This is a genomic window from Pseudomonas sp. EL_65y_Pfl2_R96 (genome assembly GCF_963970905.1).
In the GTDB taxonomy this organism is placed as follows: Bacteria; Pseudomonadota; Gammaproteobacteria; order Pseudomonadales; family Pseudomonadaceae; genus Aquipseudomonas.
The window spans coordinates 90,332-116,598 of record NZ_CAXAQH010000014.1; the positions used below are offsets into that span (position 1 = coordinate 90,332).

The window sequence follows — 26,267 nt, forward strand, 5'->3', positions numbered from 1 at the left end:
GGGTTATTCCTTGTCCTTGAGCTCGTCTGGTTCGGAGACGTCTGGTTTGAGCACGTCAGGTCGGAGTACCTCGGGTAGATAGGCGCGGTGAAAGCCGTTGTACGAGTGACTGTTCTGCGCCTTGTGCATCGGCCAGGCCCGCCCGCCGAGGCTGGCGGCACCGTCGATGCGCAATGTACTGCCGCTGACAAACCCCGCTGCCGGGCTGAGCAGGAAAACAATCGCCGCGCTGATTTCCGATTCGGTGCCGATGCGTTTGAGCGGTACGTGTTCGCACAAGGTCGGGATCACGGCCCGGAACGCGCCTTCGTAGGTGTCCATGCCGCTGGAGGCGACCCAGCCCGGCGCGACGGCGTTGACCCGCACGCCGGCATAGCCCCAATTCGAACGCGGCAGTCTTGGTGAAGTTGTCCATGCCCGAGCGTGCCGCGCCCGAGTGACCCATGCCGGGCATGCCGCCCCACATGTCGGCGAGCATGTTGACGATGGCACCACCGTGCTTGCTCATGGACTGATTGAACACCTCCCTGGCCATCAGAAAACCGCCCACCAGGTTGGTGCGCAATATGGTTTCGAAACCTTTCTGATTGATCGACGCCAGCGGCGAGGGGTACTGCCCGCCGGCATTGTTGACCAGCCCATGGATCGGCCCGTGTTTGCGGATCAGCTCGCTGACCAGTCGCGTGACGGCGTCTTCATCGCGGATATCGCAGACCTGCCAACTGGCTTTACCGCCGTCTTCGGTGATTTCAGCAGCGACCTTTTTCAGTTTCTCGGCATTGCGCCCCACCAGCAGCACGTGTGCGCCGAGGGCCGCTAGCTCATGGGCGGTGCAACGACCGATGCCGCTGCCGCCACCGGTAACGATGATGTTTTGGCCGGCGAACAGGTCGGGTTTGAAAATCGAGTCATAAGCCATGGCGACGGTCCTCTAGTTGATCGGCGATGCGCTGCGGCACCGGAATCTGGATCTCCAGCAGTTGTTGGGCGAATGCCTTGCCTTGTGGATCGATCCGCAGGCTGGCCACGCCACCGCCGCCGAGTGCGTTCTCCAGAAGAAAATTAAAGCTCTGAGTGCCGGGTAAATACCAGCGTTCGACACGCCCGTGGATCGGGTCGAGGACATGGCTCATCCAGTCGACCATCACCTCGGGTGTCAGCGCTTCGGCGATCCACGGCAGGTAGTCGGGGTGGCGGGCCATGACGCCGATATTGCTGTGATTACCCTTGTCGCCGGAGCGCGCCACGGCGAGTTTGATCAGGGCCACGCTGGCGTCGGCGCGTTCTGTGGTTTTGGGCGGATCGAAGGGTAGGGGCAGGTCAGCGCTATTGAGCGCATCAAGGGCGGGCAGGGGGCACGGATGGCGCTTACCGGCGAGGTCGATTTCCAGGGTGCAGGCGGTTTTATCGATCAGGAACGAAAACAGCCGGATCAACGGGTACACCGTCGGCCGTCCGCCGACGATTCCGGTCAGCCCCGGTGCCATGCCGGTGGCAGCCTGGGCGATTTCCCGGGAGAACAGAATCAAGGCCTGTTTGCTCGCATGGCGCACGGCGAGTTTGATCACCACTTCACGGCTGTCCTGGCGCTGGCCGTGGGGGCCGTAAGTGGCCTCGCTGCCCAGCAGTTCGATGTTCACTTCGCTGTAGGGCGCCCAGCCGCGCTGGCTGAAGATTTCCGAGGTCTTGTTGATGATCGCCTGGCTGACTCGTCGGGCCTTGGCCACCGCATCGATCCCGGCGATCAGGCAACTGGCGGTGCAGCGGAAACCGTCCGGATACGTGGCGCTGACCTTGTACTGGGCGGTCGGCGGCAAGCCTGTTGCGCCATGCACCTGCACCGCGTTCTTGCCTTGTTGCACGAGTTTGACCTGACTGAAGTCGCATACCACGTCGGGCAACAGATAGGCCTGCGGGTCGCCGATTTCATAGAGCATCTGCTCGCCCACCGTCAGGGGCGTGACCAAGCCGCCGGAGCCGTCGGGTTTACTGACGATAAATTGGCCGTCGGCACCGACTTCGACGATCGGAAAACCGATGTGTTCATAGTCGGGCACCTCGCGCCAATCGGTGAAATTGCCGCCGGTGCACTGGGCGCCACATTCGATGAGGTGCCCGGCCAATGCGGCTTGGGCGAGTTTGTCGTAGTCGTGCCACGACCAGCCAAACTCATGCACCAGCGCGGCGCTGACCACGGCGCTGTCGACCACGCGCCCGGTAATCACGATGTCGGCGCCCAGGCGCAGGGCTTCGACGATGCCCGGCGCGCCGAGGTAGGCGTTGGTCGACACGCACATCGGCGGCAGGGGCGCGCCACTGAACATCTCATGCAGGCCAAGGCTGCTCAGGTGTTTGAACCGGGGTTGAAGGTCGTCACCCGACAGCACGGCGATCTTCAGCGCTACCCCGGCCTTATCGCAGGCCGCTTGCAAAGCAGCAGCGCAAGCCTGTGGATTGACGCCGCCGGCGTTGCTGATGACGCGGATCTTCTGTTCCGCGAGCTGATTGAGGAGGGGGCTGAGGACTTCGATGAAGTCGCTGGCGTAGCCGGTTGCGGGATCTTTCATCCGCGCCCCGGCCATGATCGACAGGGTGATTTCGGCCAGATAATCGAACACCAGATAGTCCAGCCGCCCGCCTTCCACCAGTTGCGCGGCGGCGGTCGAGGTGTCGCCCCAGAATGCGCTGGCGCAACCGATGCGGATTGTTTTAGACACAGTCAACTCCATGGCACCTGCGACAGAAGTGTTTAGAGGCTACCAAGCAAGCGCTTGGTTTGTAAACGACTGAACTATCTTCTGCCCAAGCGCTTGCTTGGTCGCCCTCGCCAGCTTAAATTGCTCGCGCAACCCCACTGTTTTAGCGGGCAGCGGCGCAACTGATTGATCGACTGTAGGAGAGAACGGGTGGACGAGCAAAAAGCCCTGAGGGTGATGCGCGAATTGGTCGACAGCGGCCAATTGACCGACCCGGACAGCGCTCGCGGCAAACTGCTGCAAGTGGCCGCTCACCTGTTTCGCAACAAAGGTTATGAACGTACCACCGTGCGTGATCTGGCCAGTGCGGTGGGCATTCAGTCAGGCAGTATTTTTCATCACTTCAAAAGCAAGGACGAGATCCTGCGGGCAGTGATGGAGGAGACCATTCGCTACAACACCGCGTTGATGCGCGCAGCCCTGGCCGAGGCCGGCAGCGTGCGCGAGCGGGTGCTGGCGCTGATTCGTTGCGAATTGCAGTCGATCATGGGCGGCAGTGGCGAGGCGATGGCGGTGCTGGTGTATGAGTGGCGTTCGCTGTCCGAGGAAGGCCAGGCGCAGGTTCTGGCGCTGCGCGATATTTATGAAGCCATCTGGCTGCAGGTGCTGGGTGAAGCCAGGGACGCCGGTTTTATCCGTGGCGATGTGTTCATCACCCGCCGTTTCCTGACGGGCGCGTTGTCCTGGACCACTACCTGGTTTCGTGCCGATGGCAGCATGAGCCTCGATCAATTGGCCGATGAGGCGTTGATTCTGGTACTTGAAGAACGGCAGTGAACCGTCTATCTGGGTAAGAAACTGGCTAAGTCGGCGAAACCGCCTAGCTTGAATGCATTGATGAGCTTTTTTTTCGGGGAGTGGCTGTTTGATGTCTTCGCCAATTCGAGTGGCGTCGCGGCTTTTGCTGGCGGCGCTTGCGGTGTGCTGGGTGTTACCGTCTCAGGCCGCGCAACTGGTGCGGGTCGGTGCCGCCCATTTTCCACCCTATACCGTGCGCCCGGAGTCCGGTGCCGACACCGGTCTGCTGCCACAGCTGGTGGAAGCGCTGAATCAGTTGCAAACCGATTATCAGTTTGTGCTGGTGCCCACCTCCATTCCCAGGCGTTTCAACGACTTCAAGGAAGGCCGGGTCGATATGGCGATTTTCGAGAACCCGGACTGGGGCTGGAAGGACATTGCGCATACCGACGTCGATATGGGCCTGGAAGATGCAGAAATCTTTGTCGCGCAGAAGAAACCCGACCGCGATGAGAATTACTTCAAGGACCTGACGGGCAAGCGCCTGGCGCTGTACAGCGGCTATCACTACGAGTTTGCCAATTTCAACGCCGATCCCAAGTATCTGGCCGACACCTACAACGCCACGCTGACCTATTCCCACGACAGCAACCTGCTGATGGTGTTACGCGCACGAGCGGACATTGCCTTGGTAACGCGCTCCTACCTGAGCGATTACCTGCTGCGCAACGAGAAAGTCGGCGAGCAGTTGCTGGTGTCGCAACGCATCGATCAGGTCTATCACCACTACGCGCTGATTCGCCCGCAGGCGCCGATTACAGGCGAAGCATTCGGCAAGTTGCTGCAAGGCCTGCGAAACAACGGCCAGATGCTGAAGATTTTCGATCCTTATAAAATTGCCCTGGTGCCGGTGGGCAAGCACTGAAGCGTGCCATGGGTCGCGTATTTGGCGACGGCGCTTAAATTTTCCGCCCCGGCTCACGTCACATCGTTGAACTGTCGACGATTACCGTGAGCCCGACCCATGTCCAATCTGAATGACCTGACTGCCCTGGCCTTGCCATCAGGCAACCGTCTTGTAGCCGATGAAACCGCAAGCCGCCTGAGCCTTAGTCTGGAAGGGCAACCGTTGATCGAACTGCGGCTGACCCGCGAGCCCGAGTTGCATCTGCGTCTGGAAGAGCGCTTCGGCCGTCCTGTCGGTCAGGCGTTCTGGGCGGCCTGTTATTGGCTGTTTGCCCGTGATGCGCAGTGTCTGCGTCTGACCTGGCACCTCGATGACGCGCCCTCCGAAGCCTTGCTCAGCGGGTTGCTGATCCCCGCCGACGTCACCGGTCAATATCACTGCGAGCGCACGCTGTTCTGGCAACTGCCTCAGCCTTGGCTGGGTGAGTCGCGGACCGGCAGTTATCCACAGCAAATGGTCATCAGTGGCGGCAAGCGCCATCCATTGCGTGCGGTGAAACCCCGTGGTGAGGTCTATCGACGCTTCGATGCGCGGCTCGGTGCTTGGGTCTCCCTGCGCACGGTAGAGATCGAGCATGACCTGGCGCGTTTCAACCGCTGGCAGAACAGCCCGCGGGTTGCGAGTTTCTGGCAGGAGGAGGGCAGTCTCGAGCAGCATCGGGAATACCTGAGCAAGCTTGAAGCCGACCCGCATACCTTGACGCTGATCGGTTGCTTCGATGATCAGCCATTTGCTTACTTTGAAGCCTATTGGGCCAAGGAAGATCGCATTGCGCCGTTCTATGACGCCGGCGATTACGACCGCGGAATTCACATGCTCGTTGGCGAAGAGCATCACCGCGGCCCACACAAGGTGGCCAGCTGGTTATCGGCGTTGGTGCATTACCTGTTTCTGGATGATCCACGCACACAGCGGGTGGTTGCCGAGCCTCGCGCCAACAACGCGAAGATGATCGGGCATATGCACAATCAGTGTTTCCACTGCGAAAAAGAGTTCGACTTCCCGCACAAACGCGCGGCGCTGATGATGCTGGGGCGTGAGCGGTTTTTTGATCGGTGTTCGTTGGCTTGATGCGTAAGGCTCAAGGCTTGCTTTGGTCTTGAGTCAGCCATCGCGAGCAGGCTCGCTCCCACATTGAATCTCCTGTGAACACGCAATTTGTGAACACCAAAGATCGAATGTGGGAGCGAGCCTGCTCGCGATGGGGGCTCCGAGATTTCAGATATTAACGGCGCGCAAAGGTATCCGCACGATTGCCCGACACCTTGCGGCAATGCACCAGCGCATCACGAATCATGAAGTTCACCAGGGTTGGCGAGACGCCGAGTTCCTTGGCGATGTCTTTTTGCGGCACGCCGTGCAGGCGGTACATCTCGAAGGCGTAACGGGTGCGGCTGGGCAGCTCCGTCAGTGCATCGGCAATGTTTTCCAAAGTCGAGAAATTGATATGTGAGGTTTCCGGTGAAGCGCCCTGAATCACCACGTTCAGACCTTCCTCTTCCGGGCCGGAATACTTCTGTTCCAGCGCCTGCTTGCGGTAGTGGTCGATGGCCAGGTTGCGCACGATCTGGAACAGGTAGCTGAGCTGTGCCTTGATGGATGACGTGATCTGCGGCGCCGATTGCAGCCGGAAGAACGCATCTTGCACCACGTCTTCGGCACGGGATCGGCAGCCGGTAATACGGGCAGCAATCTTGACCAGAATCAGTCGGTTGTCGACGAAGGCCTGAAGTAGCGGTGAATCGCACCTGCTTGTGGATACTTGTTCCGTCATTGGAAATCACCTTGCTGCAAATAGGTTAGTGGGACGACAGGGGAGTCGGGGGCCGTCCTACATATCGAGCGACAAATTATTCTTAATGATAATGATTGTCAATTGAGAAAGAGAATTAATGCTCCACCAAGGTGTGGAGTGAGAACCGTGACACGTTGACTCATCCGCTAACCGCAAGCCTGCTGGCGCTCAAGCCCGGCGACTAATTATTTCAAGACCTCATCCGTTCTCATTGGTGACTGGCTGCGGGCGCAAGCCCAGGCCAAAACAGCATTCCCAATGCCTTGCGCGGTCGGCGAAGACCGCGTCCTGCATGCCCGTGAACGGGCGTGACGTACGAAAACCGATTCCACTTGCAAGCCGAATTCAGGCAGGAAACCTCATGACCGACGCGTTCGAACTCCCCAGCACACTGGTCCAAGCCCTTCAGCGCCGCGCGGCCCTGACGCCGGACCGGGTGGCCTTGCGTTTTCTCGCCGAAACCCAGGATCAGGCTGTGGTGCTCAGTTATCGTGAGCTGGATCAACGGGCGCGAACCATTGCCGGCGCGTTGCAGGCTGAGGCGTCATTCGGCGATCGCGCGGTGCTGCTGTTTCCCAGCGGCCCGGATTACGTCGCGGCGTTTTTCGGTTGCCTGTACGCGGGGGTGATCGCGGTGCCGGCCTATCCGCCGGAGTCGACCCGTCGTCATCACCAGGAACGTCTGTTGTCGATCATTAGCGATGCCGAGCCGCGCTTGCTGTTGACCCGCGCGGACCAGCGCGACGCCCTGCTGCAAATCAACGGGGCGCCGCCGCTGCTGTGTGTCGACACCCTCGACAACGCCCTGGCCGAACGCTGGGTTGCGCCGGACCTGCAAGGCGAGCACATCGCTTTCCTGCAATACACCTCCGGCTCCACCGCGTTACCCAAAGGTGTGCAAGTCAGCCATGGCAACCTGGTGGCCAACGAACTATTGATTCGTCACGGCTTTGGCATCGACCTCAACCCTGACGATGTGATCGTCAGCTGGCTGCCGCTGTACCACGACATGGGGCTGATCGGCGGCCTGTTGCAGCCGATTTTCAGCGGTGTGCCGTGTGTGTTGATGTCGCCGGCGTACTTCCTCGGTCGCCCGTTGCGCTGGCTGGAAGCGATCAGCGAATACGGCGGCACCATCAGCGGCGGGCCGGACTTCGCCTATCGGTTGTGCAGCGAACGGGTCAGCGAATCAGCCCTGGAACGCCTCGACCTGAGTGGCTGGCGCGTGGCGTATTCCGGTTCCGAACCGATTCGCCTCGACAGCCTGGAGCGTTTTGCCGAGAAGTTCGCGACTTGCGGCTTTACGCCGGACAGCTTCATGGCCTCGTACGGCTTGGCGGAAGCCACACTGTTCGTTGCCGGTAGCCCGCGTGGCCAAGGCATTCCAGTGTTGCGCGTGGATGATCAGGCCTTGGCGCAAAACCGTGCCGAACCGGGTGATGGCAGCTCGATTATGAGTTGCGGCATCAGCCAGCCGGATCACGCGGTGTTGATTGTCGATTCCGTGTCGCTCGAAGAACTCGCCGACAATGCGGTCGGTGAAGTCTGGGCCGCCGGGCCGAGCATTGCCCATGGCTACTGGCGCAACCCCGAAGCCACGGCCAGGACCTTCGTCCAGCACGCCGGCCGTACCTGGCTGCGCACCGGCGACCTGGGCTTCTTGCGCGACGGTGAATTGTTCATCACCGGGCGCCTGAAAGACATGCTGATCGTGCGCGGTCACAACCTCTATCCGCAGGACATCGAGCAGACCATCGAGCGTGAAGTGGAGGTGGTGCGCAAAGGTCGCGTGGCGGCGTTCGCAGTCAACATCGAGGGGCAGGAAGGCATCGGCATCGCTGCGGAAATCAGCCGCAGCGTGCAGAAAATCCTGCCACCCGAGGCGCTGATCAAAGCCATCCGCCAGGCGGTGGCCGAGGCGTATCAGGAAGCGCCGAGCGTGGTGGTGTTGCTCAATCCGGGGGCGCTGCCCAAGACGTCCAGCGGCAAGTTGCAACGCTCGGCCTGCCGCCATCGCCTGACCGAAGGCAGCCTCGACAGCTTTGCACTATTTCCGCCCGCAGAGATCGCCAGCACGTCTGAAACTGAGTCGGGCTCTGAGCTGCAAGCCTTGATCGGTAAAATCTGGTGCGAACAGCTCAGCATCAAACAGGTCAGTGCCGATGACCATTTCTTCCTGCTCGGCGGCAACTCCATCGCCGCCACTCAAGTGGTCGCGCGTCTGCGTGAAGAATTGGCTCTGGAGCTGAATCTGCGCCTGTTGTTCGAAGCGCCGACCCTTGGCGCATTCGCCGCCGCAGTCGCCCGGCAACAACAGGATGGCGGCCTGGCCCAAGGCGCGATCACCACGCTGTCGCGCAGCGAAGCCATGCCGCAATCCCTGGCGCAAAACCGTCTGTGGATCACCTGGCAACTCGACCCGCAGAGCAGTGCCTACAACATTCCCGGTGCCCTGCGCCTGCGCGGCGAACTGGACGAAGACGCCTTGCGCGCCAGTTTCCAGCAACTGATCGGACGTCACGAATCCCTGCGCACACGGTTTTTCGAACGGGACGGTGTGGCCCTGCAACAGGTCATTGCTGTCGGCGAATTCAACCTGCAAGTGATCGACATCAGCGACCTGCCAGCCATCGAGCGTGAAGCCCGCGCGCAGCACATCCGCGAGGACGAAGCCCGCACCCGGTTCGATCTGGAGAAAGGTCCGCTGCTGTGGGTGACCCTGGTACGCCTCGACGATGACGACCATCAACTGCTGGTGACCATGCACCACATCATCGCCGACGGCTGGTCGATGAACGTGCTGATCGACGAATTCTCACGGTTGTATGCGGCCGCCTCTCAAGGCCAGACCGCCAGCCTTCCCGCCTTGCCGACGCAATACGCCGACTACGGCAGTTGGCAGCGCCAGTGGCTGGCGCAAGGGGAGGGCGAGCGTCAACTCGCTTACTGGAAACAGCAGCTGGGCGTTGATCATCCGACCCTGAGCCTGGCCACCGACCATCCGCGCTGGGCACAACACACGCACAGCGCCGCCCGCCACACGTTGCGTTTGGACGCGAGCCTGAGCGATGCCATTCGCCACACCGCCCAGGCCCATGAGTCGACGCCGTTCATGCTGCTGCTCGCGGCATTCCAGAGCTTGCTATATCGCTACAGCGGCCAACGGGACATTCGCATCGGCGTGCCGAATGCCAACCGTCCGCGCCTGGAAACCCAGGGGCTGATCGGCTTCTTCATCAACACCCAGGTGCTGCGTGCCGAGGTGGATTCACGACTGCCGTTCATGGCGTTGCTGGCGCAAACCCGTCAAGCAGCCTTGGGGGCGCAAGCGCATCAGGACCTGCCGTTCGAGCAACTGCTCGAAGCCTTCCCGCAGGCCCGCGAACAAGGCTTGTTCCAAGTCATGTTCAACCATCAGCAACGGGATCTCAGCGCCCTGCGTCGTTTGCCGGGGCTGCTCGCCGAAGAGCTGCCGTGGCACAGCCGCGAAGCCAAGTTCGACCTGCAACTGCACAGCGAAGAAGACCGTAATGGTCGTCTGAGCCTGTCTTTCGACTACGCCAGCGAGTTGTTTGACGCGGCGACTATAGAGCGTCTGGCCGGGCATTTCGCCAACCTGCTGCGAGCTGTCTGCGAACGTCCGCAACAAGCGATCGGCGACCTGCAACTGCTGACCACCGCCGAACACGATCAGCAAAATGACTGGAGCGTTGCTCCCTGCAACCCGGCGCAGCAGTGGTTGCCGGAGTTGCTCAACGAACAAGTACGCCAAACCCCGGAGCGTACCGCGCTGCTGTGGGACGGCGGTAGCCTGGACTTCGCCGAACTGCACGCCCAGGCCAACCGCCTGGCGCATTACCTGCGCGACAAAGGCGTCGGCCCGGACGTGTGCGTGGCCATCGCCGCCGAGCGTTCGCCGCAGTTGTTGATTGGCTTGCTGGCGATCATCAAGGCCGGCGGCGCTTATGTGCCCCTGGACCCGGATTACCCGGCCGAGCGCCTGGCCTACATGCTCAGCGACAGTGGCGTCGAGTTGCTGCTGACTCAAACCGAATTGCTCGAGCGCTTGCCGGCCACCGATGGCGTCAGCGTGATCGCCATGGATGCCCTGCATCTGGAGAACTGGCCAAGCCATGCGCCAGGCCTGCATCTGCATGGCGACAACCTGGCCTACGTGATTTACACCTCCGGTTCCACCGGTCAGCCGAAGGGCGTGGGCAACACTCACACGGCGCTCGCTGAACGTCTGCAATGGATGCAGAACACCTATCGCCTGAACGAAACCGATGTGCTGATGCAAAAGGCGCCGATCAGTTTCGACGTGTCGGTGTGGGAGTGTTTCTGGCCGTTGATCACCGGTGCCCGCTTGCTGATCGCCGGTCCTGGTGAGCACCGCGATCCGCATCGCATTGCACAACTGGTTCAGCAGTACGGCGTGACCACGCTGCACTTTGTGCCGCCGCTGCTTGCATTGTTCATCGACGAACCGCTGACCGCCGAATGCACCAGCCTGCGCCGGGTGTTCTGTGGCGGCGAAGCCTTGCCCGCCGAACTGCGCAACCGCGTGCTGGCGCAACTGCCGGCGGTGCAATTGCACAACCGCTACGGCCCGACCGAAACCGCGATCAACGTCACCCATTGGCATTGCACAACGGCTGATGGCGAACGCTCGCCGATTGGCCGGCCATTGGGCAACGTGCTGTGCCGCGTGCTCGACAGTGACCTCAATCCTGTACCGGCCGGTGTGCCGGGTGAACTGTGCATCAGCGGTGTCGGTCTGGCTCGGGGCTATCTGGGCCGTCCGGGGCTGACCGCCGAACGTTTTGTGGTCGATCCGCTGGGCGAGCAGGGCGCGCGTCTGTACCGCACCGGCGACCGTGCGCGCTGGGCCGCCGATGGCGTGATCGAATACCTCGGTCGTCTCGATCAGCAGGTCAAATTGCGTGGTTTTCGTGTCGAGCCGGAAGAAATCGAAGCGCGGTTGTTGGCGCAGCCCGGCGTCGCCCAAACGGTGGTGCTGGTGCGCGAAACGGCGGCCGGCGGTCAGCTGATCGGTTACTACACCGCCACTGACTCCACTGAAGACGTCGACACCCAAAGCGTACGTCTGAAAGCAGCGCTGGCCGCCGAGTTGCCGGAATACATGGTCCCGGCGCAACTCATGCGTCTGGACGAAATGCCCCTGAGCCCGAGCGGCAAACTCGACCGTCGCGCCTTGCCGGAACCCCAGTGGCAAGTCCGCGAACACGTCGAACCGGTCACTGCCCTGGAGCAACAAATCGCCGGCATCTGGGGTGAAGTGCTGGGCCAAACACAGGTCGGTTTGCGCGACGACTTCTTCGCCCTCGGCGGCCACTCGCTGTTGGCCACTCAAATCATCTCCCGCACCCGTCAGGCCTGCGACGTCGAGTTGCCGTTGCGGGCGCTGTTCGAGAACAGTGAGCTGGGCGCGTTTGCCGAACAGGTTCGCTTGATCCAGGCCAGCGGCAAAACCAATAAGCAGCCACCGATCGAGAAAGTCGACCGCAGCCAACCGGTGCCGTTGTCCTATTCCCAGCAACGCATGTGGTTCCTCTGGCAGATGGAACCGGACAGCCCGGCCTACAACGTCGGCGGCATGGCGCGGTTGCGCGGCGTATTGGATGTCGGGCGTTTCGAAGCGGCGCTGCAAGCGCTGATCATGCGTCACGAAACCCTGCGTACGACGTTCCCGAGCGTCGACGGCGTGGCCCGGCAACAGGTTCACCCGGACACCGGCCTGCGCATGGACTGGAAGGATTTTTCCGCGTTGGCGGTCGACACCGGCGAGCAACGGGTTCAGCAATTGGCCGACAGCGAGGCGCACACGCCTTTTAACCTGGAAACCGGACCGTTGCTGCGCGCCTGCCTGGTCAAGACCGCCGAGCAGGAGCATTACCTGGTGCTGACCTTGCACCACATCGTCACCGAAGGCTGGGCGATGGACATCTTCGCCCGGGAGTTGAGCGCGCTCTACGAAGCGTTCGTCGATGACCGCGAATCACCGCTGCAACCGCTGCCGGTGCAGTACCTGGATTACAGCGTGTGGCAGCGCCAGTGGCTGGAATCCGGCGAACGTCAGCGCCAGCTCGATTACTGGACCACGCAACTGGGCCGCGAACATCCGCTGCTGGAATTGCCGGCCGATCGTCCGCGCCCGCCGGTGCAAAGCCATCAGGGCGAGCTGTTCCGCTTCGATCTGAGCGATGACCTTGCGGCGCGAGTTCGTGCCTTCAACGCAGACAACGGTCTGACCCTGTTCATGACCATGACCACCGCCCTGGCGGTGCTGCTTTACCGTTACAGCGGCCAGACCGATCTGCGCATCGGTGCGCCGGTGGCCAACCGCATTCGCCCGGAAAGCGAAGGGCTGATCGGCGCATTCCTCAACACTCAAGTGCTGCGTTGCCAGCTCGACGGGCAGATGTCCGTCGGCGAGTTGTTCGAGCAGGTTCGCCACACCGTGATCGAAGGCCAGTCCCATCAGGACCTGCCGTTCGATCATCTGGTGGAAGCCTTGCAACCAACCCGCAGCGCGGCGTACAACCCGCTGTTCCAGGTGATGTGCAACGTGCAGCGCTGGGAATTCCAGCAGAGCCGCACCCTGGCCGGGATGACTGTCGAGTACCTGGCCAACGATGCGCGAGCGACCAAGTTCGACCTCAATCTGGAAGTCACCGACCTCGACCATCGCCTGGGTTGCTGCCTGACCTACAGCACCGATTTGTTCGACGAGCCGCGCATTGCGCGCATGGCCGGGCACTGGCGCAATCTGCTGGAAGCATTGCTGGCCGATCCGCAGCAGCGCTTGAGTGAACTGCCGTTGCTGGAAGCCAGCGAACAGCAAAACCTGCTCGACAGCCTCGGCATCGAGCCGGGCGAGCATCGCCTCGATCAATGCATCCATCATCTGTTCGCCGAACAGGCGCTGGTGCGCAAGGATGCGCCGGCCTTGACGTTCGCCGGGCAAACCTTGAGCTACGCCGAGCTCGACAGCCGCGCCAATCGTCTGGCCTGGATGCTCCGCGAGCGGGGTGTCGGGCCGCAGGTGCGGGTCGGCCTGGCACTGGAGCGTTCGCTGGAAATGGTCATCGGCTTGCTGGCGATCCTCAAGGCGGGTGGCGCCTATGTACCGCTGGACCCGGAATACCCGCTGGATCGTCTGCACTACATGATCGAAGACAGCGGCATCGGTTTGCTGCTCAGCGATGCGGCGATGTTCGCGGCGCTCGGTGAATTGCCGGCCACTGTTGGCCGCTGGTGCCTGGAAGACGACGCCGCGGACCTGGCCAATTACCCGGCCAGCGAACTGCCGTTTATCAGCTTGCCGCAACATCAGGCATACCTGATTTACACCTCGGGCTCCACCGGCAAACCGAAAGGCGTGGTGGTGTCCCACGGTGAAATCGCCATGCATTGCCGCGCCGTGATCGAGCGCTTCGGTATGCGCCCGGATGACTGTGAGCTGCACTTCTATTCGATCAACTTCGATGCCGCGACCGAGCGTCTGCTGGTGCCGTTGCTGAGTGGTGCGCAGGTTGTCCTGCGTGCGCAAGGTCAGTGGGATGCGCAAGAAATCTGCGGGCTGATTCGTCGCCACCACATCAACATTCTTGGTTTCACCCCAAGCTACGGCAGCCAGTTGGCGCAATGGCTGGCGACTCAAGGCGAAACCCTGCCGGTACGCATGTGTATCACCGGTGGCGAGGCCCTGACCGGCGAACACTTGCAGCGGATTCGCGCGGCGTTCAAGCCGAGCCTGTTTTTCAACGCTTACGGCCCGACCGAAACCGTGGTCATGCCGCTCGCCAGCCTGGCACCCGAGCAATTGGAAGAAGGGCTGGGCAGCGTGCCGATCGGCAGCGTGATTGGCGCTCGCGTTGCGTACATTCTCGACGCCGATCTGGCATTGGTGCCGCAAGGCGCGACGGGCGAGTTGTATGTCGGCGGCGCCGGTCTGGCGCAGGGTTATCACCAGCGTCCGGGCATGACCGCCGAACGGTTTGTCGCTGATCCGTTCGCCGCCAATGGCGGACGTTTGTACCGCACCGGCGACCTTGTCCGTCAGCGTGCCGATGGTCTGGTCGAGTACCTCGGCCGCATCGACCATCAAGTGAAGATCCGTGGTTTCCGTATCGAGCTGGGCGAAATCGAAACCCGTCTGCTGGAACATGAATCGATCCGTGAAGCTGTCGTTCTGGCGCTCGATGCACCGAGCGGCAAACAACTGGTTGGCTATCTGGTCGCTGACGTGGCCGAGCAGGACGAGGCGCAACAAACCGCACTGCGCGAGGCGCTCAAGACGCACTTGAAGGCCCAGCTGCCGGACTACATGGTGCCCACCCACCTGATCCTGCTGGCCAGCATGCCGCTGACCGCCAACGGCAAGCTCGACCGCCGCGCGCTGCCGGCCCCGGACCCGGAGTTGAACCGTCAGCAGTACGTGGCGCCGAGCAACGAACTTGAGTTGACCCTGGCCGGCATCTGGTGCGAAGTGCTGAACGTCCAGCAGGTCGGCCTCAATGACAACTTCTTCGAACTGGGTGGCGATTCGATCCTGTCGATCCAGGTGGTCAGCCGTGCGCGGCAGCAGGGCATCCACTTCAGCCCGCGTGATCTGTTCCAGCACCAGACTGTACAAACCCTCGCCGCCGTCGCGACCCGTACCGGGCAGGTCACCGCCGAGCAAGGTCTGCTGAGCGGTGAGTCGCGTTTGACGCCGATTCAGCACTGGTTCTTCGATACCGATATTCCACAGCGTCAACACTGGAACCAGGCATTACTGCTGGAACCGACCGAGGCGCTGGACCCGCATCGCCTGGAGCAGGCGTTGCTGGCGGTGATCGAACAGCACGACGCCTTGCGTTTGCGCTTTACCGAAGTCGCCGGCCATTGGCAGGCCGAGCACCAAGGGGTTTGCGACGCTGCCGTGCTGTGGCAGGTGCACGTGCCGACCCTGGACAAAGGCGCGGCACTGTTCGCCGATACCCAGCGCGGCCTCGACCTTGAGCAAGGGCCGCTGATGCGGGCGCTGCTGGTCGATGATCCCGAGGGGCAACAACGGCTGTTCATTGCTATTCACCACCTGGTGGTGGACGGGGTGTCGTGGCGGGTGCTGCTGGACGATCTGCAAACGGTTTATCGTCAACTGGACGCAGAGCAGTCAGTAAAACTGCCGGCGAAAACCAGTGCCTTCAAGGACTGGGCCGCACGGTTGCAGGCTTACGCCGGCAGCGAATCACTGCGGGAAGAATTGAGCTGGTGGCAGATGCAACTGGCCGGCCCAAGTGCTGAATTGCCGTGTGATCGTCCTCAGGGCGGCCAGCAGAATCGCCACGCACAAACCGTCAGCGTGCGCCTCGACAGCGAGCGCACTCGCCAACTGCTGCAACAGGCGCCAACGGCCTATCGCACCCAGGTCAACGATTTGCTGCTGACCGCGTTGGCCCGCGTGTTGTGCCGCTGGAACGGTCGTGAATCGGCGTTGATTCAACTCGAAGGCCACGGTCGCGAAACCCTGTTCGACGAGATCGACCTGACCCGCACCGTCGGCTGGTTCACCAGCGCTTATCCGCTACGCCTCACACCTATGAATGAACAGGGCGCGTCGATCAAGGCGATCAAGGAGCAACTGCGGGCGGTACCGCATAAAGGCCTGGGGTATGGCGTACTGCGTTACCTGGCCGACGGTGTGTGCCGGCAGACCATGGCCGCGCTGCCGGTGGCGCCGATCACCTTCAACTACCTTGGCCAGTTCGACCAGACCTTGGGCAGCGATGCGTTGTTCCGTCCGCTCGATGAGCCGGTCGGCGCGGCTCATGATCCGCATGCGCCGCTGCCCAACGAACTGAGCGTCGACAGTCAGGTATACGGCGGTGAGTTGGTGCTGCGCTGGACCTTCAGCACCGAACGCCACGATCTGCAAACCATCACCGACCTGGCGGAGGCGTACCTGGGCGAGTTGCAAAGCCTGATCCAGCACTGCCTGAGCGACAACGCGGGCGGCCTGACGCCGTCGGACTTCCCGCTGGCCAGACTGACTCAGCCGCAACTCGACGCACTGCCAGTGCCGGCGGCAATGATCGAAGACGTCTACCCGCTGACCCCGATGCAGGAAGGCATGCTGCTGCACACCTTGCTCGAACCGGGCACCGGCCTCTACTACATGCAGGACCGCTACCGCATCAACAGCGAGCTCGACCCGCAACGTTTCGCCCAGGCCTGGCAAGCGGTGATCGCCCGACACGAAGCCTTGCGCGCCTCGTTCTGCTGGAACGTCGGCGAAGACATGCTGCAAGTGATCCACAAGCCGGGCAGCACGCCGATCGAGTACCTGGACTGGAGCGCGGTTGCCGAAACCGAGCAAGAGCCGAAACTGCAATCGCTGCTGAAAAGCGAACGTGAGGCCGGGTTCGATCTGCTCAATCAGGCACCGTTCCACCTGCGCTTGATTCGCGTGGGCGCGGCGCGTTACTGGTTCGTGATGAGCAACCACCATATCCTCATCGATGCCTGGTGCCGTTCGCTGCTGATGAACGACTTCTTCGAAATCTACACCGCCCTCGGCGAAGGCCGGGAAGCGCAGCTGGCGGTGCCGCCACGCTATCGCGATTACATCGGCTGGCTGCAACGTCAGAGCCTGGCCGAAGCGCGGCAGTGGTGGCGGCAGAACCTGCAAGGTTTCGAGCGCACCACGCCGATTCCGAGCGACCGGCCGTTCCTGCGTGAACATGCCGGCGACAGCGGCGGCATGATCGTCGGCGACCGCTACACAAGGCTCGATTCTCGCGATGGCGCGCAACTGCGCGAACTGGCGCAGGCCCATCAACTGACCATCAACACCTTCGCCCAGGCAGCGTGGGCGCTGGTGCTGCGCCGTTTGAGCGGCGATCGCGACGTGCTGTTCGGCGTCACGGTGGCCGGGCGTCCGGTGGAGATGCCGCAGATGCAGCGCACCGTCGGGCTGTTCATCAACAGCATCGCCCTGCGGGTGAAAATGCCCGAAGACGATCAGCGTTGCAGCGTTCGTCAGTGGCTCAGCGGTTTGCTCGACAGCAACATGCAGCTGCGCGAGTACGAATACTTGCCGTTGGTGGGCATTCAGGAAAACAGCGAGTTGCCTAAAGGCCAGCCGCTGTTCGACAGCTTGTTCGTGTTCGAAAACGCGCCGGTGGAAGTTTCGGTGCTGGACCGTGCGCAAAGTCTCAACGCCACCTCGGATTCGGGCCGCACTCACACCAACTTCCCGTTGACGGCGGTCTGCTATCCGGGGGATGACCTGGGTTTGCACCTGTCCTACGACCAACGCTATTTCGACGAATCCACGGTCGAGCGCATGCTCGGTGAGTTCAAGCGACTGTTGCTGGCACTGGTCGAAGGCTTCCATGGCGACATGGCCGACCTGCCGCTGCTGGGCACCGAGGAACAGGACTTCCTGATCCATGGCTGCAACCAGAGTGAATACGAGTACCCGCTGGAGCAGAGCTACGTCGAACTGTTCGAAGCGCAAGTCGCCGAGCATCCACAGCGGATTGCCGCCAGTTGCCTGGATCAGCAACACAGTTATGTTGAGCTGAACCAGCGCAGCAACCGCCTAGGCTATGCGCTGATTGCCACCGGAGTCGGACTGGATCAACCGGTGGCGCTGCTCGCCGAGCGTAACCTCGATCTGCTGGGCATGATCATTGGCAGCTTCAAGGCCGGTGCCGGTTACTTGCCGCTGGACCCGGGCCTGCCGAGTCAGCGTCTGAGCCGGATCATCGACCTGAGCCGCACACCGTTGCTGGTCTGCACTCAGGCGTGTCGTGAACAAGCCGTCGCACTGCTGGAAGAGTTCGGTTGTGCCCACCGACCTCGATTGCTGGTCTGGGAAGACGTGCAGGCGAGCGAAGTTTCGGTGGCCAATCCAGGCATTTACAGCGGCCCGGACAACCTCGCCTATGTGATCTATACATCGGGTTCCACCGGCCTGCCGAAGGGCGTGATGGTCGAGCAGCGTGGCATGCTCAACAACCAGTTGAGCAAGGTGCCGTACCTGAAATTGAGCGGCGCCGATGTGATCGCCCAGACCGCTTCGCAAAGCTTCGACATTTCGGTCTGGCAGTTCCTCGCGGCGCCGTTGTTCGGTGCTCGGGTGGACATTGTGCCGAACAGCATCGCCCACGATCCGCAAGGCTTGCTGGCTCACGTCCAGAACCAGGGCATCACGGTGCTGGAAAGCGTGCCGTCGCTGATTCAGGGCATGCTCGCCCAGGACCGCATGAGCCTCGATGGCTTGCGCTGGATGCTGCCGACCGGTGAAGCGATGCCGCCGGAACTGGCGCATCAATGGTTGCTGCGTTACCCGGACATCGGCTTGGTGAACGCTTATGGCCCGGCGGAATGCTCGGACGATGTGGCGTTCTTCCGGATCGACCTGGCTTCGACCCGTGGCAGTTATCTGCCGATTGGCACGCCGACCGACAACAACCGTTTGTACCTGCTCGATGGCGCGCTGGAGCTGGTGCCGTTGGGGGCGGTGGGTGAGTTGTGCGTGGCCGGTACCGGCGTGGGTCGCGGCTATGTGAGCGAACCGTTGCGCACTGCGCAGGTGTTTGTGCCGAACCCGTTCGGCGCGCCAGGGGATCGCCTGTATCGCACCGGCGACCTGGCGCGTCGTCGCAGTGATGGTGTGCTGGAGTACGTCGGACGCATCGACCATCAGGTGAAGATTCGCGGTTACCGCATCGAACTGGGTGAAATCGAGGCGCGTTTGCACGAGCAGCCGGAAGTTCGCGATGCAGCGGTCGGTGTGCAAGAAGGCATCAACGGCAAGCATTTGGTCGGCTATCTGGTCGCGGCGGATTCGCCGCTGAACCCGAATGAACGACTGGAGCGCATCAAGCAGCGCCTGCGCGCCGAGCTGCCGGAGTACATGGTGCCGCTGCACTGGTTGTGGCTCGACAAAATGCCGCTCAACGCCAACGGCAAACTCGATCGAAAAACCCTGCCAGCACTGGAGATCGGCCAGTTGCAGAGCCAGGACTATCAGGCGCCGCGCAATGAGCTGGAACAGACCCTGGCGGATATCTGGGCTGAAGTGTTGAAGGTCGAGAAGGTCGGCGTTCGCGATAACTTCTTCGAGCTCGGCGGGCATTCTCTGCTGGCCACCCAGATCGCCTCGCGGGTGCAAAAAGCCCTGCAACGCAACGTGCCGCTGCGGGCGATGTTCGAGTGCAGCACGGTCGCGGAGTTGGCCGAGTACATCGACGGGTTGGCGGCGAGCGACATCACCGAAGAGAAGGTGGATCGGTTGAATGACCTGATGGCGGAGCTGGAGGGGCTTTAAAGTCAAAAGATCGCAGCCTGCGGCAGCTCCTACAGGTGTACGCCGAGACCCTGTAGGAGCTGGCGAAGCCTGCGATCTTTTGATCTTCAATCCGGTTGACTGCCAGTCCCCACCGGCTCAGTCTTCCCGTGCTTCTTTAATGGATCTTATTTCACCAAGGAGACAGTCGATGCCCTTCGTAACGGTTGATGGACAAGCGCTTCACTACGTAGATCAAGGCACAGGCCCGGCGGTTCTGCTGGCCGGCAGCTACCTGTGGGACCAGGCCATGTGGGCGCCGCAAATCAAGGCCCTGTCGCGGCACTATCGGGTCATCGCCCTGGACCTGTGGGGCCATGGCGAATCCGGGCGGATGCCCGAATGCACAGAGTCACTGGATGACGTAGCACGCCAGGCTCTGGCATTGCTCGATCATCTGGACATCCACAAGGTCACGCTGGTCGGTCTTTCGGTCGGTGCCATGTGGGGTGTTCGACTGGCGCTGTCGGCGCCGAAGCGGCTCAACGGTCTGGTGCTGATGGACACCTACGTCGGTGTCGAACCGGAACCGACCCGCCAATACTATTTCTCGCTGTTCAAGCAGATCGAAGACAGCGGTGTGATCTCGCCGCAGCTGCTCGATATTGTGGTGCCGATCTTCTTCCGTCCGGGCATTGATCCGCAATCGGCGCTGTATCAGGATTTCCGCGCCAAACTGGCTGCGCTGCCGGCCGACCGCTTACGTGAAAGCATCGTGCCGATGGGGCGGATTACCTTTGGTCGTGATGATCTGTTGCCGCGCCTGGGTGAACTGAACCCTGAAACCACGCTGTTGATGTGCGGCGATCAGGACAAACCGCGGCCGCCGTCGGAAACCAAAGAGATGGCCGAGTTGATCGGTTGTCCGTATGTGCTGGTGCCGGAGGCGGGGCATATCTCCAATCTGGAGAATCCGCAGTTTGTGACTGAGGCTTTGCTGGCATTTCTAGCCCAGAGAAATTAGTCGGTCATACAGACGCCATCGCGGGCAAGCCCGCTCCCACAGGAGGTCGTATAACCCGGTGGGAGCGGGCTTGCCCGCGATGGCGTTACTGCTGTCACCACAAATCCGACGGCCAAACTACTTACTTCGGCCCCAGAATCTTCATCAACTTGTCCGGCGACGGCGCGCCTTGCTGTTGTTGCAGCTGGCCCTTGTCGTCCATGTAGAAAATCGCCGGGGTGGCGGCCAGTTCCAGGTCTTCCATCAACTGCATGTTCGCCGCCAGTTTTGCCTGAATGGCAGGTGGCACGTCTTTCAACGCCTTGAGCGAACTTTCCTTGCCGGATTTCTCGTGGTCTGCCAGGGCTTTTTGCGGGTCCTTGGCGGCCAGCAGCGCGGCGGATTTGCCCGGGCTGTCTTCGCGAATGATGCCGACCATGATGTGCCGCAACTGCACCTTGCCGGCCTTGACCCACGGCCGCGCCTGTTCCCAGAACATGTTGCAGTACGGGCAATTCGGGTCGCTGAACAGATAGACGATTCGCGGTGCATCCTTGTTGCCGTCAGCGATCCAGTTGCTCGCTTCCATCTTGCCCCAGACTTCCTTGGCCATCGGTGCGTACACCAGTTTCTGCAGAGGCGCGCTGCTCAGGTCATTGCCATCGGCGTCGTACAGATTGCCGAGCAGCACATGTTTGCCGTCCGGGGTCAGGTACAGCGCCATGCCACGGTTCTGGTACTGCGCCGCATAACCGCGCAAACCATCAGGCGCATCGAAGGTGCCGACGATTTTCGCGCCCTTGGCTTCGATCTTCTTGATTGCTTCAGGCAGTTCTTCGGCCTGTACCGACGGCAGGTGCAGCAGGGCAGCACCCAAGGTAAGTGTCAGCAGGTGGCGGAGGCGGAGCATGGCAATTTCCTTGAAGGCGTGGCCGAGGTGGCCGGGTTCGGGGTGTCGAAGTGTTCCAGGGCGCGGGCCAGGCTCGCTTCAGAGAGTTCGCCCAGATGGCTGCCCAACAAGTACCCGTCAGGGTTATAGAACAGCGTAGTCGGCAATGCCATGGAACCCACGGCCTGACTCAATCGACCGCTGCCATCGAACAGCACGTTAGTCAGGCTCAGGCCTTGGGTTTCGAGGAAGGTGGCGACGCTCTGCATGCTTTCGCTCTGGTTGACGAACAGGAAGGTCAGGTCCGGGCGTTGTTGCTGGGCGTTTTCCAGCACTGGCATTTCCCGGCGGCACGGCGGGCACCAGGTGGCCCAAAGGTTGATGACCAGCGGACCGCCCTGGTAGTCGCTGAGCTGCACGGTTTGGCCGGCGGCATTACGCAGGGTGATCTGCGGCAGGCGCGTGCCTTGTTCGTAAATGCTCAGGGAGAAGGTCGCCAGCAGCCAGAATGCCAGACCGCTGCCCACGCCAAAGCCCAACGGCCGACGCAGGCCCGGGCGACGCCAGCCTCGATACAACGCGGCGAGCAACAGCACGACCACCCCCGGCCAGGCAAGGAACCCCCCGTCGCGCACGTCGATGATCTGCCACGGATCGTTGCGATAGTGCGCCCAGTAGGCGATCACGAAACCGACTCGGGCTGCCAGCATACCCAGCAGGAACAGGCTGAACAGCACCGACTCCGGGTTCTCGCCGCCACGCTTGGCCACCCGCCAGCCGACAAAAGTCGCCAGCGCCAGGGCACTGATCAGCAGCAGATGATTAAGCGCGATGGCAAAGGTGCCGAGGGTAAAGGTCAGCATTAACGAGCGTCTCGGGTGGTGGTCCAGCGTTGCAGGAAAGTGCCGGCATCGACCTCACCGGTGATGCGCTGGCTGCGGCGCTCGATGCCGTCGGTGCCGATCCACAACAGGCTTGGCGGCCCCGGCACTTTATAACGGCCGAGCAGTTCACGGCTGGCGGCATTGTCGGCGGTGACGTCCAGCCGTAGCAAGCGCACATCGCTGAGCGCTTCCAGCACTTGGGGTTTGCCGAAGACCTGTTTTTCCATGACTTTGCACGACACACACCAGTCGGCGTAGTAATCGAGCAGCACCCATTGGCCCTGGGCGCGGGCCGTGTCGAGTTCGCGTTGCAGGGCGACGGGATCCTTGACCGTGGTGAATGCATCATGGGCATTCGGTGCGGCGCCGCTGGTACGGCCGGCGCTGTACACCTGCAACGGCTGATAGGAATTGTCACTGCCCCCCGCCGCACCGATCACCAACAGGCTGCCCCACAGACCCAACAGCAGCGAACTGGCGCCGAACAGGTGGGCAACTCGGCCAAAACCTTGCGACTGCTTCCAGGCACTGCAGGCGGCGATCAGCAGCAAGGCACCGCATAAGCCGAGCCAGAGCGATTCATCCAGAACCGGGCGCAGCAACAGCAACGCGGTGGCGAGGAACAGGAAACCGAACACGCCCTTGAGCAGGTTCATCCACGCGCCAGGTTTGGGCAGGAAGCGATTACCGACGGTGACCAGCAACAACAGCGGTACACCGATGCCGATGCCCATGGCAAACAGAATCAGCGCGCCGTGCAGTGCATTGCCGCTCTGGGCGATATAGAGCAGGGCACCCGCCAATGGAGCGGTCATGCACGGTCCCACCAACAGGCCGGACAAGGCTCCCAGCACACCGGCGCCGATCAGGTTGCCACCGCGTTGGTTGCGCGAAACGTGTTCCAGCCGATCTCGCACGGCCACCGGCAATTGAAGCTCGAAGAACCCGAACATCGGCAAGGCCAGCAGCACGAACACCGCCGCAAAACTGCCCAACAGCCATGGATTCTGCAGCAGTGCCTGAAGGTTTGCGCCAAGCAGGGCAGCCAGCACACCCATCGCCGCATACACCAGCGCCATGCAGATCACGTAACTGCTGGCCAGGGCAAAGCCGCGTTTGGGCGTGGCGCCACTGCCGACAATCAAACCCGCCAGAATCGGCAACATTGGCAGCGAGCAAGGGGTGAACGCCAGCAGCAGCCCCAGGCCGAAGAACACCAGCAGGCTCCAGCCCAGCGCCCGTTGTTGCAGGTCACTGGCCAGGGACTGATCAGGTGCTTGTTCATTGAACGCGGCCAGGACGTTACTGGCGCCAAGGTCGACCACTTGAGTCTGCGGCGGATAACACAAACCGGCATCGGCGCAGCCCTGGAAGCCCACTTTGATCTGCCCGGCGGCACCGGCCGGGATCTTCAGCTCCAGGCCCTGGCGATAGACCTGTTGTTCGCCGAAAAACTCATCGCTGTGGGACTCGCCTTCGGGCAATGCAGGTATGTGCTCAGAGGATAAGTCATCGAATTTCAGGCGTCGCTGATACAGGTAATAACCGTCGGCAATCTGCCAATAGAGCTGGGTTTCGCCGGACTCAAGGCGCTCGGAGGTGAAGATGAACGCTTTTTCCACCGGGAGAAAATCGGGTTGGGTCTCGAACGGATTCGTTCCTGCCTGGGCTACACCCGAGATCAACAGAACAAAGAATAAAAACAGTCGACGCATGGGTAAGCCTTATCCCTGTGCAAGTGAGATGCACAATGGGCAGCGGCGATTAACCGATGATTAACCGTGCCCTGCCTTGTGGCAATGGCGCTTGCGGCATAATGTCCGCTTAATCGGCTAACGGCTTAATCACCTTTTTTCTACGGGGCTCACCATGCACGTACTGGTTTGCGAAGACGATGAGCTGATTGCCAGCGGCATCGTTGCCGGTCTCACGGCCCAAGGCTTGACCGTGGAGCACGTAGCCACGGCGTCCGCTGCGCGGGCGATGCTCAAGGTCGCGGAGTTCGACGTGATGGTGCTGGATCTTGGCTTGCCCGATGAAGACGGCCTCAAGCTGTTGCAGCAGTTGCGCCATCAGGGTCTGGAGATCCCCGTGCTGATTCTGACGGCCCGTGACTCGGTCACCGACCGGGTCGACGGCCTGCAAGCCGGCGCCGACGACTACCTGCTCAAACCGTTCGACCTGCGCGAACTTGCCGCGCGCCTGCACACCTTGCTGCGACGAGTGGCGGGGCGCAGTGTCAACCTGATCGAGCACGGTCGTTTGACCTACGACCCGAGCAGCCGCGAAACCCTGCTCGGCGGCCAATCGGTGGATTTGTCGCGCCGTGAGCAATCGTTGTTGCAAGCCTTGCTGCATAACCGTGGCCGGGTACTGTCCACCGAGCAACTGAAAGACAGCGTCTACGGTTTCAACGACGAACTGGAAAGCAATGCCCTTAACGTCCATATCCATCACCTGCGGCGTAAACTCGGCAACGGCATCGTCGAAACCGTACGCGGCCTGGGTTACCGCCTGGGGCCGGCCGATGGCGGAGAGCAATCGAAGTGATGAGCCTGCGTTTGCGCCTGAGCCTGACCCTCGGCGCCGCGTTTGCGCTGATCTGGGCCCTGGCCGCCGCCTGGATGCTCAGTGATCTGCGTAACCAGATGATGTTTTCCCTCGACCAGCGGCTGGTGGCCTCGGCGCGGATGGTCGCCGGCCTGATGGAGCAATTGCCGGCGTTGCCAAGCAAGGGCGAGGGTACCGATTTCAGCGCCGAACAATTGAACATCCCTGGCGGCATGGCCTGTCAGGTCAGCTCGTTGCGCGGCGAGATTCTGGCTCGCAGTCACAGCAATCCCGAGCAAGCACTGGAAGCCGAGAAAATGGGCTTCCGCGATCAGATGATCGACGGCGCCTCGTGGCGCAGCTTCACCCTGGCGCGGGGCGATGTGCGTATTACCACCGCCGACCGGCAGATCGAGCGCGAAGCGCTGAACATGTCTATCCTGCTGGCGGCTTCGGTGCCGGTCGGCGTGGCGCTGCTCGGTTGCCTGTGCCTGTTGTGGCTCGGCATCGGCCAGGGGCTGGCACCGCTCAATCGTATGCGCGATGCGTTGATGCGCCGCAGCGCCGATTCTCTGGAACCGTTGCAGATCCAGCCGCTGCCCAGCGAATTGCAACCGCTGCTGGAAACCCAGAATCAGCTGTTCCTGCGCATTGGCAAGACCATCGAACGCGAACGGCGCCTGACCGGTGATGCCGCGCACGAGTTGCGCAGCCCATTGACTGCCATCAAAACCCATCTGCAAGTGGCGCGCATGACCGAAGGCAGCGCTCGGGATCAGTCCCTGGCCCGGGCCGAAGAGGGCGCCGACCGTCTGCACCGCACCCTTGAACAATTGCTGCTGCTGGCACGCGTCGAGGGCAGTCTGTCGTTCGATGATGGTGTGCAATGCAGCGCCGAACAGGTGGCGAAACTGGCGATTCAGGATGCGGCCAGCGGTGATCGTCGGCGGATCAGGTTTCAGTTGCCGGCCACAGTCTCCGATGCGCCACTGCATATGCCCTCGGTGTTGTCGATTGCAGCGTTGCGCAACTTGCTCGACAACGCCCTGCGTCATACCCCAGGCGATGGGGCGGTGGAGCTGAGCCTGGAAACCACCGACAATCGCGTGCGCTTTTTGGTCCGCGACCACGGTCCGGGGATTGCCGAAGACGACTTGCAATACCTGACCCAACGCTTCTGGCGCAACGGCCAGAGCACCGGTTGCGGTCTCGGCCTGGCGATTGTCCAGGCCATCGTCCAGCGCTGCGGCTGCACCCTGCATTTCGACAGCCGGCCGGATGGTTTGCGGGTTGAATTGACGATGCCGTTGCAACCGGTGTGATGGTTTGGGAGCGGGCTGTCAGTCACATCATTGTTGAATGTGTCGCCACCATCGCGAGCA

At 61.8% G+C, this 26,267-nt stretch carries 12 protein-coding genes and 1 pseudogene; 7 read left to right on the plus strand and 6 right to left on the minus strand.

Going from position 1 to position 26,267, the window contains the following annotated elements:
* Positions 1–3: 3 nt before the first annotated feature.
* A pseudogene (locus AACY49_RS16120) lies at positions 4–919 on the minus strand (SDR family oxidoreductase).
* Positions 909–2,717: an acyclic terpene utilization AtuA family protein gene (locus tag AACY49_RS16125; protein WP_339525009.1), complete on the minus strand. Its 1,809-nt coding sequence runs from the start codon at positions 2,715–2,717 to the stop codon at positions 909–911. Before AACY49_RS16125 ends, AACY49_RS16120 begins: the two are co-directional and overlap by 11 nt.
* Positions 2,718–2,906: 189 nt before the next feature.
* Between AACY49_RS16125 and AACY49_RS16130 the strand changes: the two genes are divergently transcribed.
* The 3 genes from AACY49_RS16130 (at position 2,907) to AACY49_RS16140 (ending at position 5,532) form a co-directional block, all read left to right on the plus strand.
* Positions 2,907–3,533, plus strand: coding sequence for a TetR/AcrR family transcriptional regulator (locus AACY49_RS16130; RefSeq protein ID WP_258699850.1), 627 nt, complete (start codon positions 2,907–2,909; stop codon positions 3,531–3,533).
* 91 nt (positions 3,534–3,624) lie between these two features.
* Complete coding sequence (locus AACY49_RS16135) at positions 3,625–4,419, plus strand: substrate-binding periplasmic protein (protein WP_320393825.1); 795 nt, start codon at positions 3,625–3,627, stop codon at positions 4,417–4,419.
* Between the two features lie 99 nt (positions 4,420–4,518).
* Positions 4,519–5,532: a GNAT family N-acetyltransferase gene (locus AACY49_RS16140; protein ID WP_339525012.1), complete on the plus strand. Its 1,014-nt coding sequence runs from the start codon at positions 4,519–4,521 to the stop codon at positions 5,530–5,532.
* A 154-nt stretch (positions 5,533–5,686) separates the two neighbouring features.
* Here AACY49_RS16140 and AACY49_RS16145 read toward each other — a convergent pair whose 3' ends face one another.
* On the minus strand, positions 5,687–6,235 hold the full coding sequence (locus tag AACY49_RS16145; RefSeq protein WP_007940073.1) for an RNA polymerase factor sigma-70: 549 nt from the start codon (positions 6,233–6,235) through the stop codon (positions 5,687–5,689).
* 382 nt (positions 6,236–6,617) lie between these two features.
* Between AACY49_RS16145 and AACY49_RS16150 the strand changes: the two genes are divergently transcribed.
* Both AACY49_RS16150 and AACY49_RS16155 read left to right on the plus strand, forming a co-directional pair.
* Positions 6,618–19,601, plus strand: a complete 12,984-nt coding sequence (locus tag AACY49_RS16150) for a non-ribosomal peptide synthetase (protein ID WP_339525016.1) — start codon at positions 6,618–6,620, stop codon at positions 19,599–19,601.
* A gap of 169 nt (positions 19,602–19,770) precedes the next feature.
* Positions 19,771–20,583: an alpha/beta fold hydrolase gene (locus AACY49_RS16155; RefSeq protein WP_339525018.1), complete on the plus strand. Its 813-nt coding sequence runs from the start codon at positions 19,771–19,773 to the stop codon at positions 20,581–20,583.
* Positions 20,584–20,704: 121 nt separating this feature from the next.
* On the opposite strand, the gene dsbG is transcribed toward AACY49_RS16155, so the two are convergent.
* The 3 genes from dsbG to dsbD are packed head-to-tail and all read right to left on the minus strand — an operon-like array spanning position 20,705 to position 24,050.
* Positions 20,705–21,472 carry a thiol:disulfide interchange protein DsbG gene (gene dsbG, locus AACY49_RS16160; protein ID WP_339525020.1) on the minus strand — a complete coding sequence of 256 codons (768 nt, stop codon included), beginning with the start codon at positions 21,470–21,472 and terminating at the stop codon, positions 20,705–20,707.
* Complete coding sequence (locus tag AACY49_RS16165) at positions 21,448–22,314, minus strand: TlpA disulfide reductase family protein (RefSeq protein WP_258699856.1); 867 nt, start codon at positions 22,312–22,314, stop codon at positions 21,448–21,450. Before AACY49_RS16165 ends, dsbG begins: the two co-directional genes overlap by 25 nt.
* Positions 22,314–24,050, minus strand: a complete 1,737-nt coding sequence (dsbD, locus tag AACY49_RS16170) for a protein-disulfide reductase DsbD (protein ID WP_339525021.1) — start codon at positions 24,048–24,050, stop codon at positions 22,314–22,316. Before dsbD ends, AACY49_RS16165 begins: the two co-directional genes overlap by 1 nt.
* Positions 24,051–24,204: 154 nt before the next feature.
* Here dsbD and AACY49_RS16175 point away from each other — a divergent pair, with 154 nt between their 5' ends.
* Both AACY49_RS16175 and AACY49_RS16180 read left to right on the plus strand, forming a co-directional pair.
* Positions 24,205–24,885: a response regulator gene (locus AACY49_RS16175; protein WP_258699858.1), complete on the plus strand. Its 681-nt coding sequence runs from the start codon at positions 24,205–24,207 to the stop codon at positions 24,883–24,885.
* Positions 24,882–26,207 (plus strand): ATP-binding protein, encoded by a 1,326-nt coding sequence (locus AACY49_RS16180; RefSeq protein ID WP_258699859.1) that lies wholly within the window; start codon positions 24,882–24,884, stop codon positions 26,205–26,207. The genes AACY49_RS16175 and AACY49_RS16180 overlap by 4 nt, the downstream gene beginning before the upstream one ends.
* Positions 26,208–26,267: the final 60 nt, after the last annotated feature.

Bases quoted from the DNA above. Each gene is read 5' to 3' on its own strand.
- AACY49_RS16135 (WP_320393825.1), top strand. From the start codon at position 3,625: ATGTCTTCGCCAATTCGAGTGGCGTCGCGGCTTTTGCTGGCGGCGCTT.
- AACY49_RS16145 (WP_007940073.1), bottom strand. From the start codon at position 6,235: ATGACGGAACAAGTATCCACAAGCAGGTGCGATTCACCGCTACTTCAG.
- dsbG (WP_339525020.1), bottom strand. From the start codon at position 21,472: ATGCTCCGCCTCCGCCACCTGCTGACACTTACCTTGGGTGCTGCCCTG.
- AACY49_RS16140 (WP_339525012.1), top strand. From the start codon at position 4,519: ATGTCCAATCTGAATGACCTGACTGCCCTGGCCTTGCCATCAGGCAAC.
- AACY49_RS16150 (WP_339525016.1), top strand. From the start codon at position 6,618: ATGACCGACGCGTTCGAACTCCCCAGCACACTGGTCCAAGCCCTTCAG.
- dsbD (WP_339525021.1), bottom strand. From the start codon at position 24,050: ATGCGTCGACTGTTTTTATTCTTTGTTCTGTTGATCTCGGGTGTAGCC.
- AACY49_RS16165 (WP_258699856.1), bottom strand. From the start codon at position 22,314: ATGCTGACCTTTACCCTCGGCACCTTTGCCATCGCGCTTAATCATCTG.
- AACY49_RS16155 (WP_339525018.1), top strand. From the start codon at position 19,771: ATGCCCTTCGTAACGGTTGATGGACAAGCGCTTCACTACGTAGATCAA.
- AACY49_RS16175 (WP_258699858.1), top strand. From the start codon at position 24,205: ATGCACGTACTGGTTTGCGAAGACGATGAGCTGATTGCCAGCGGCATC.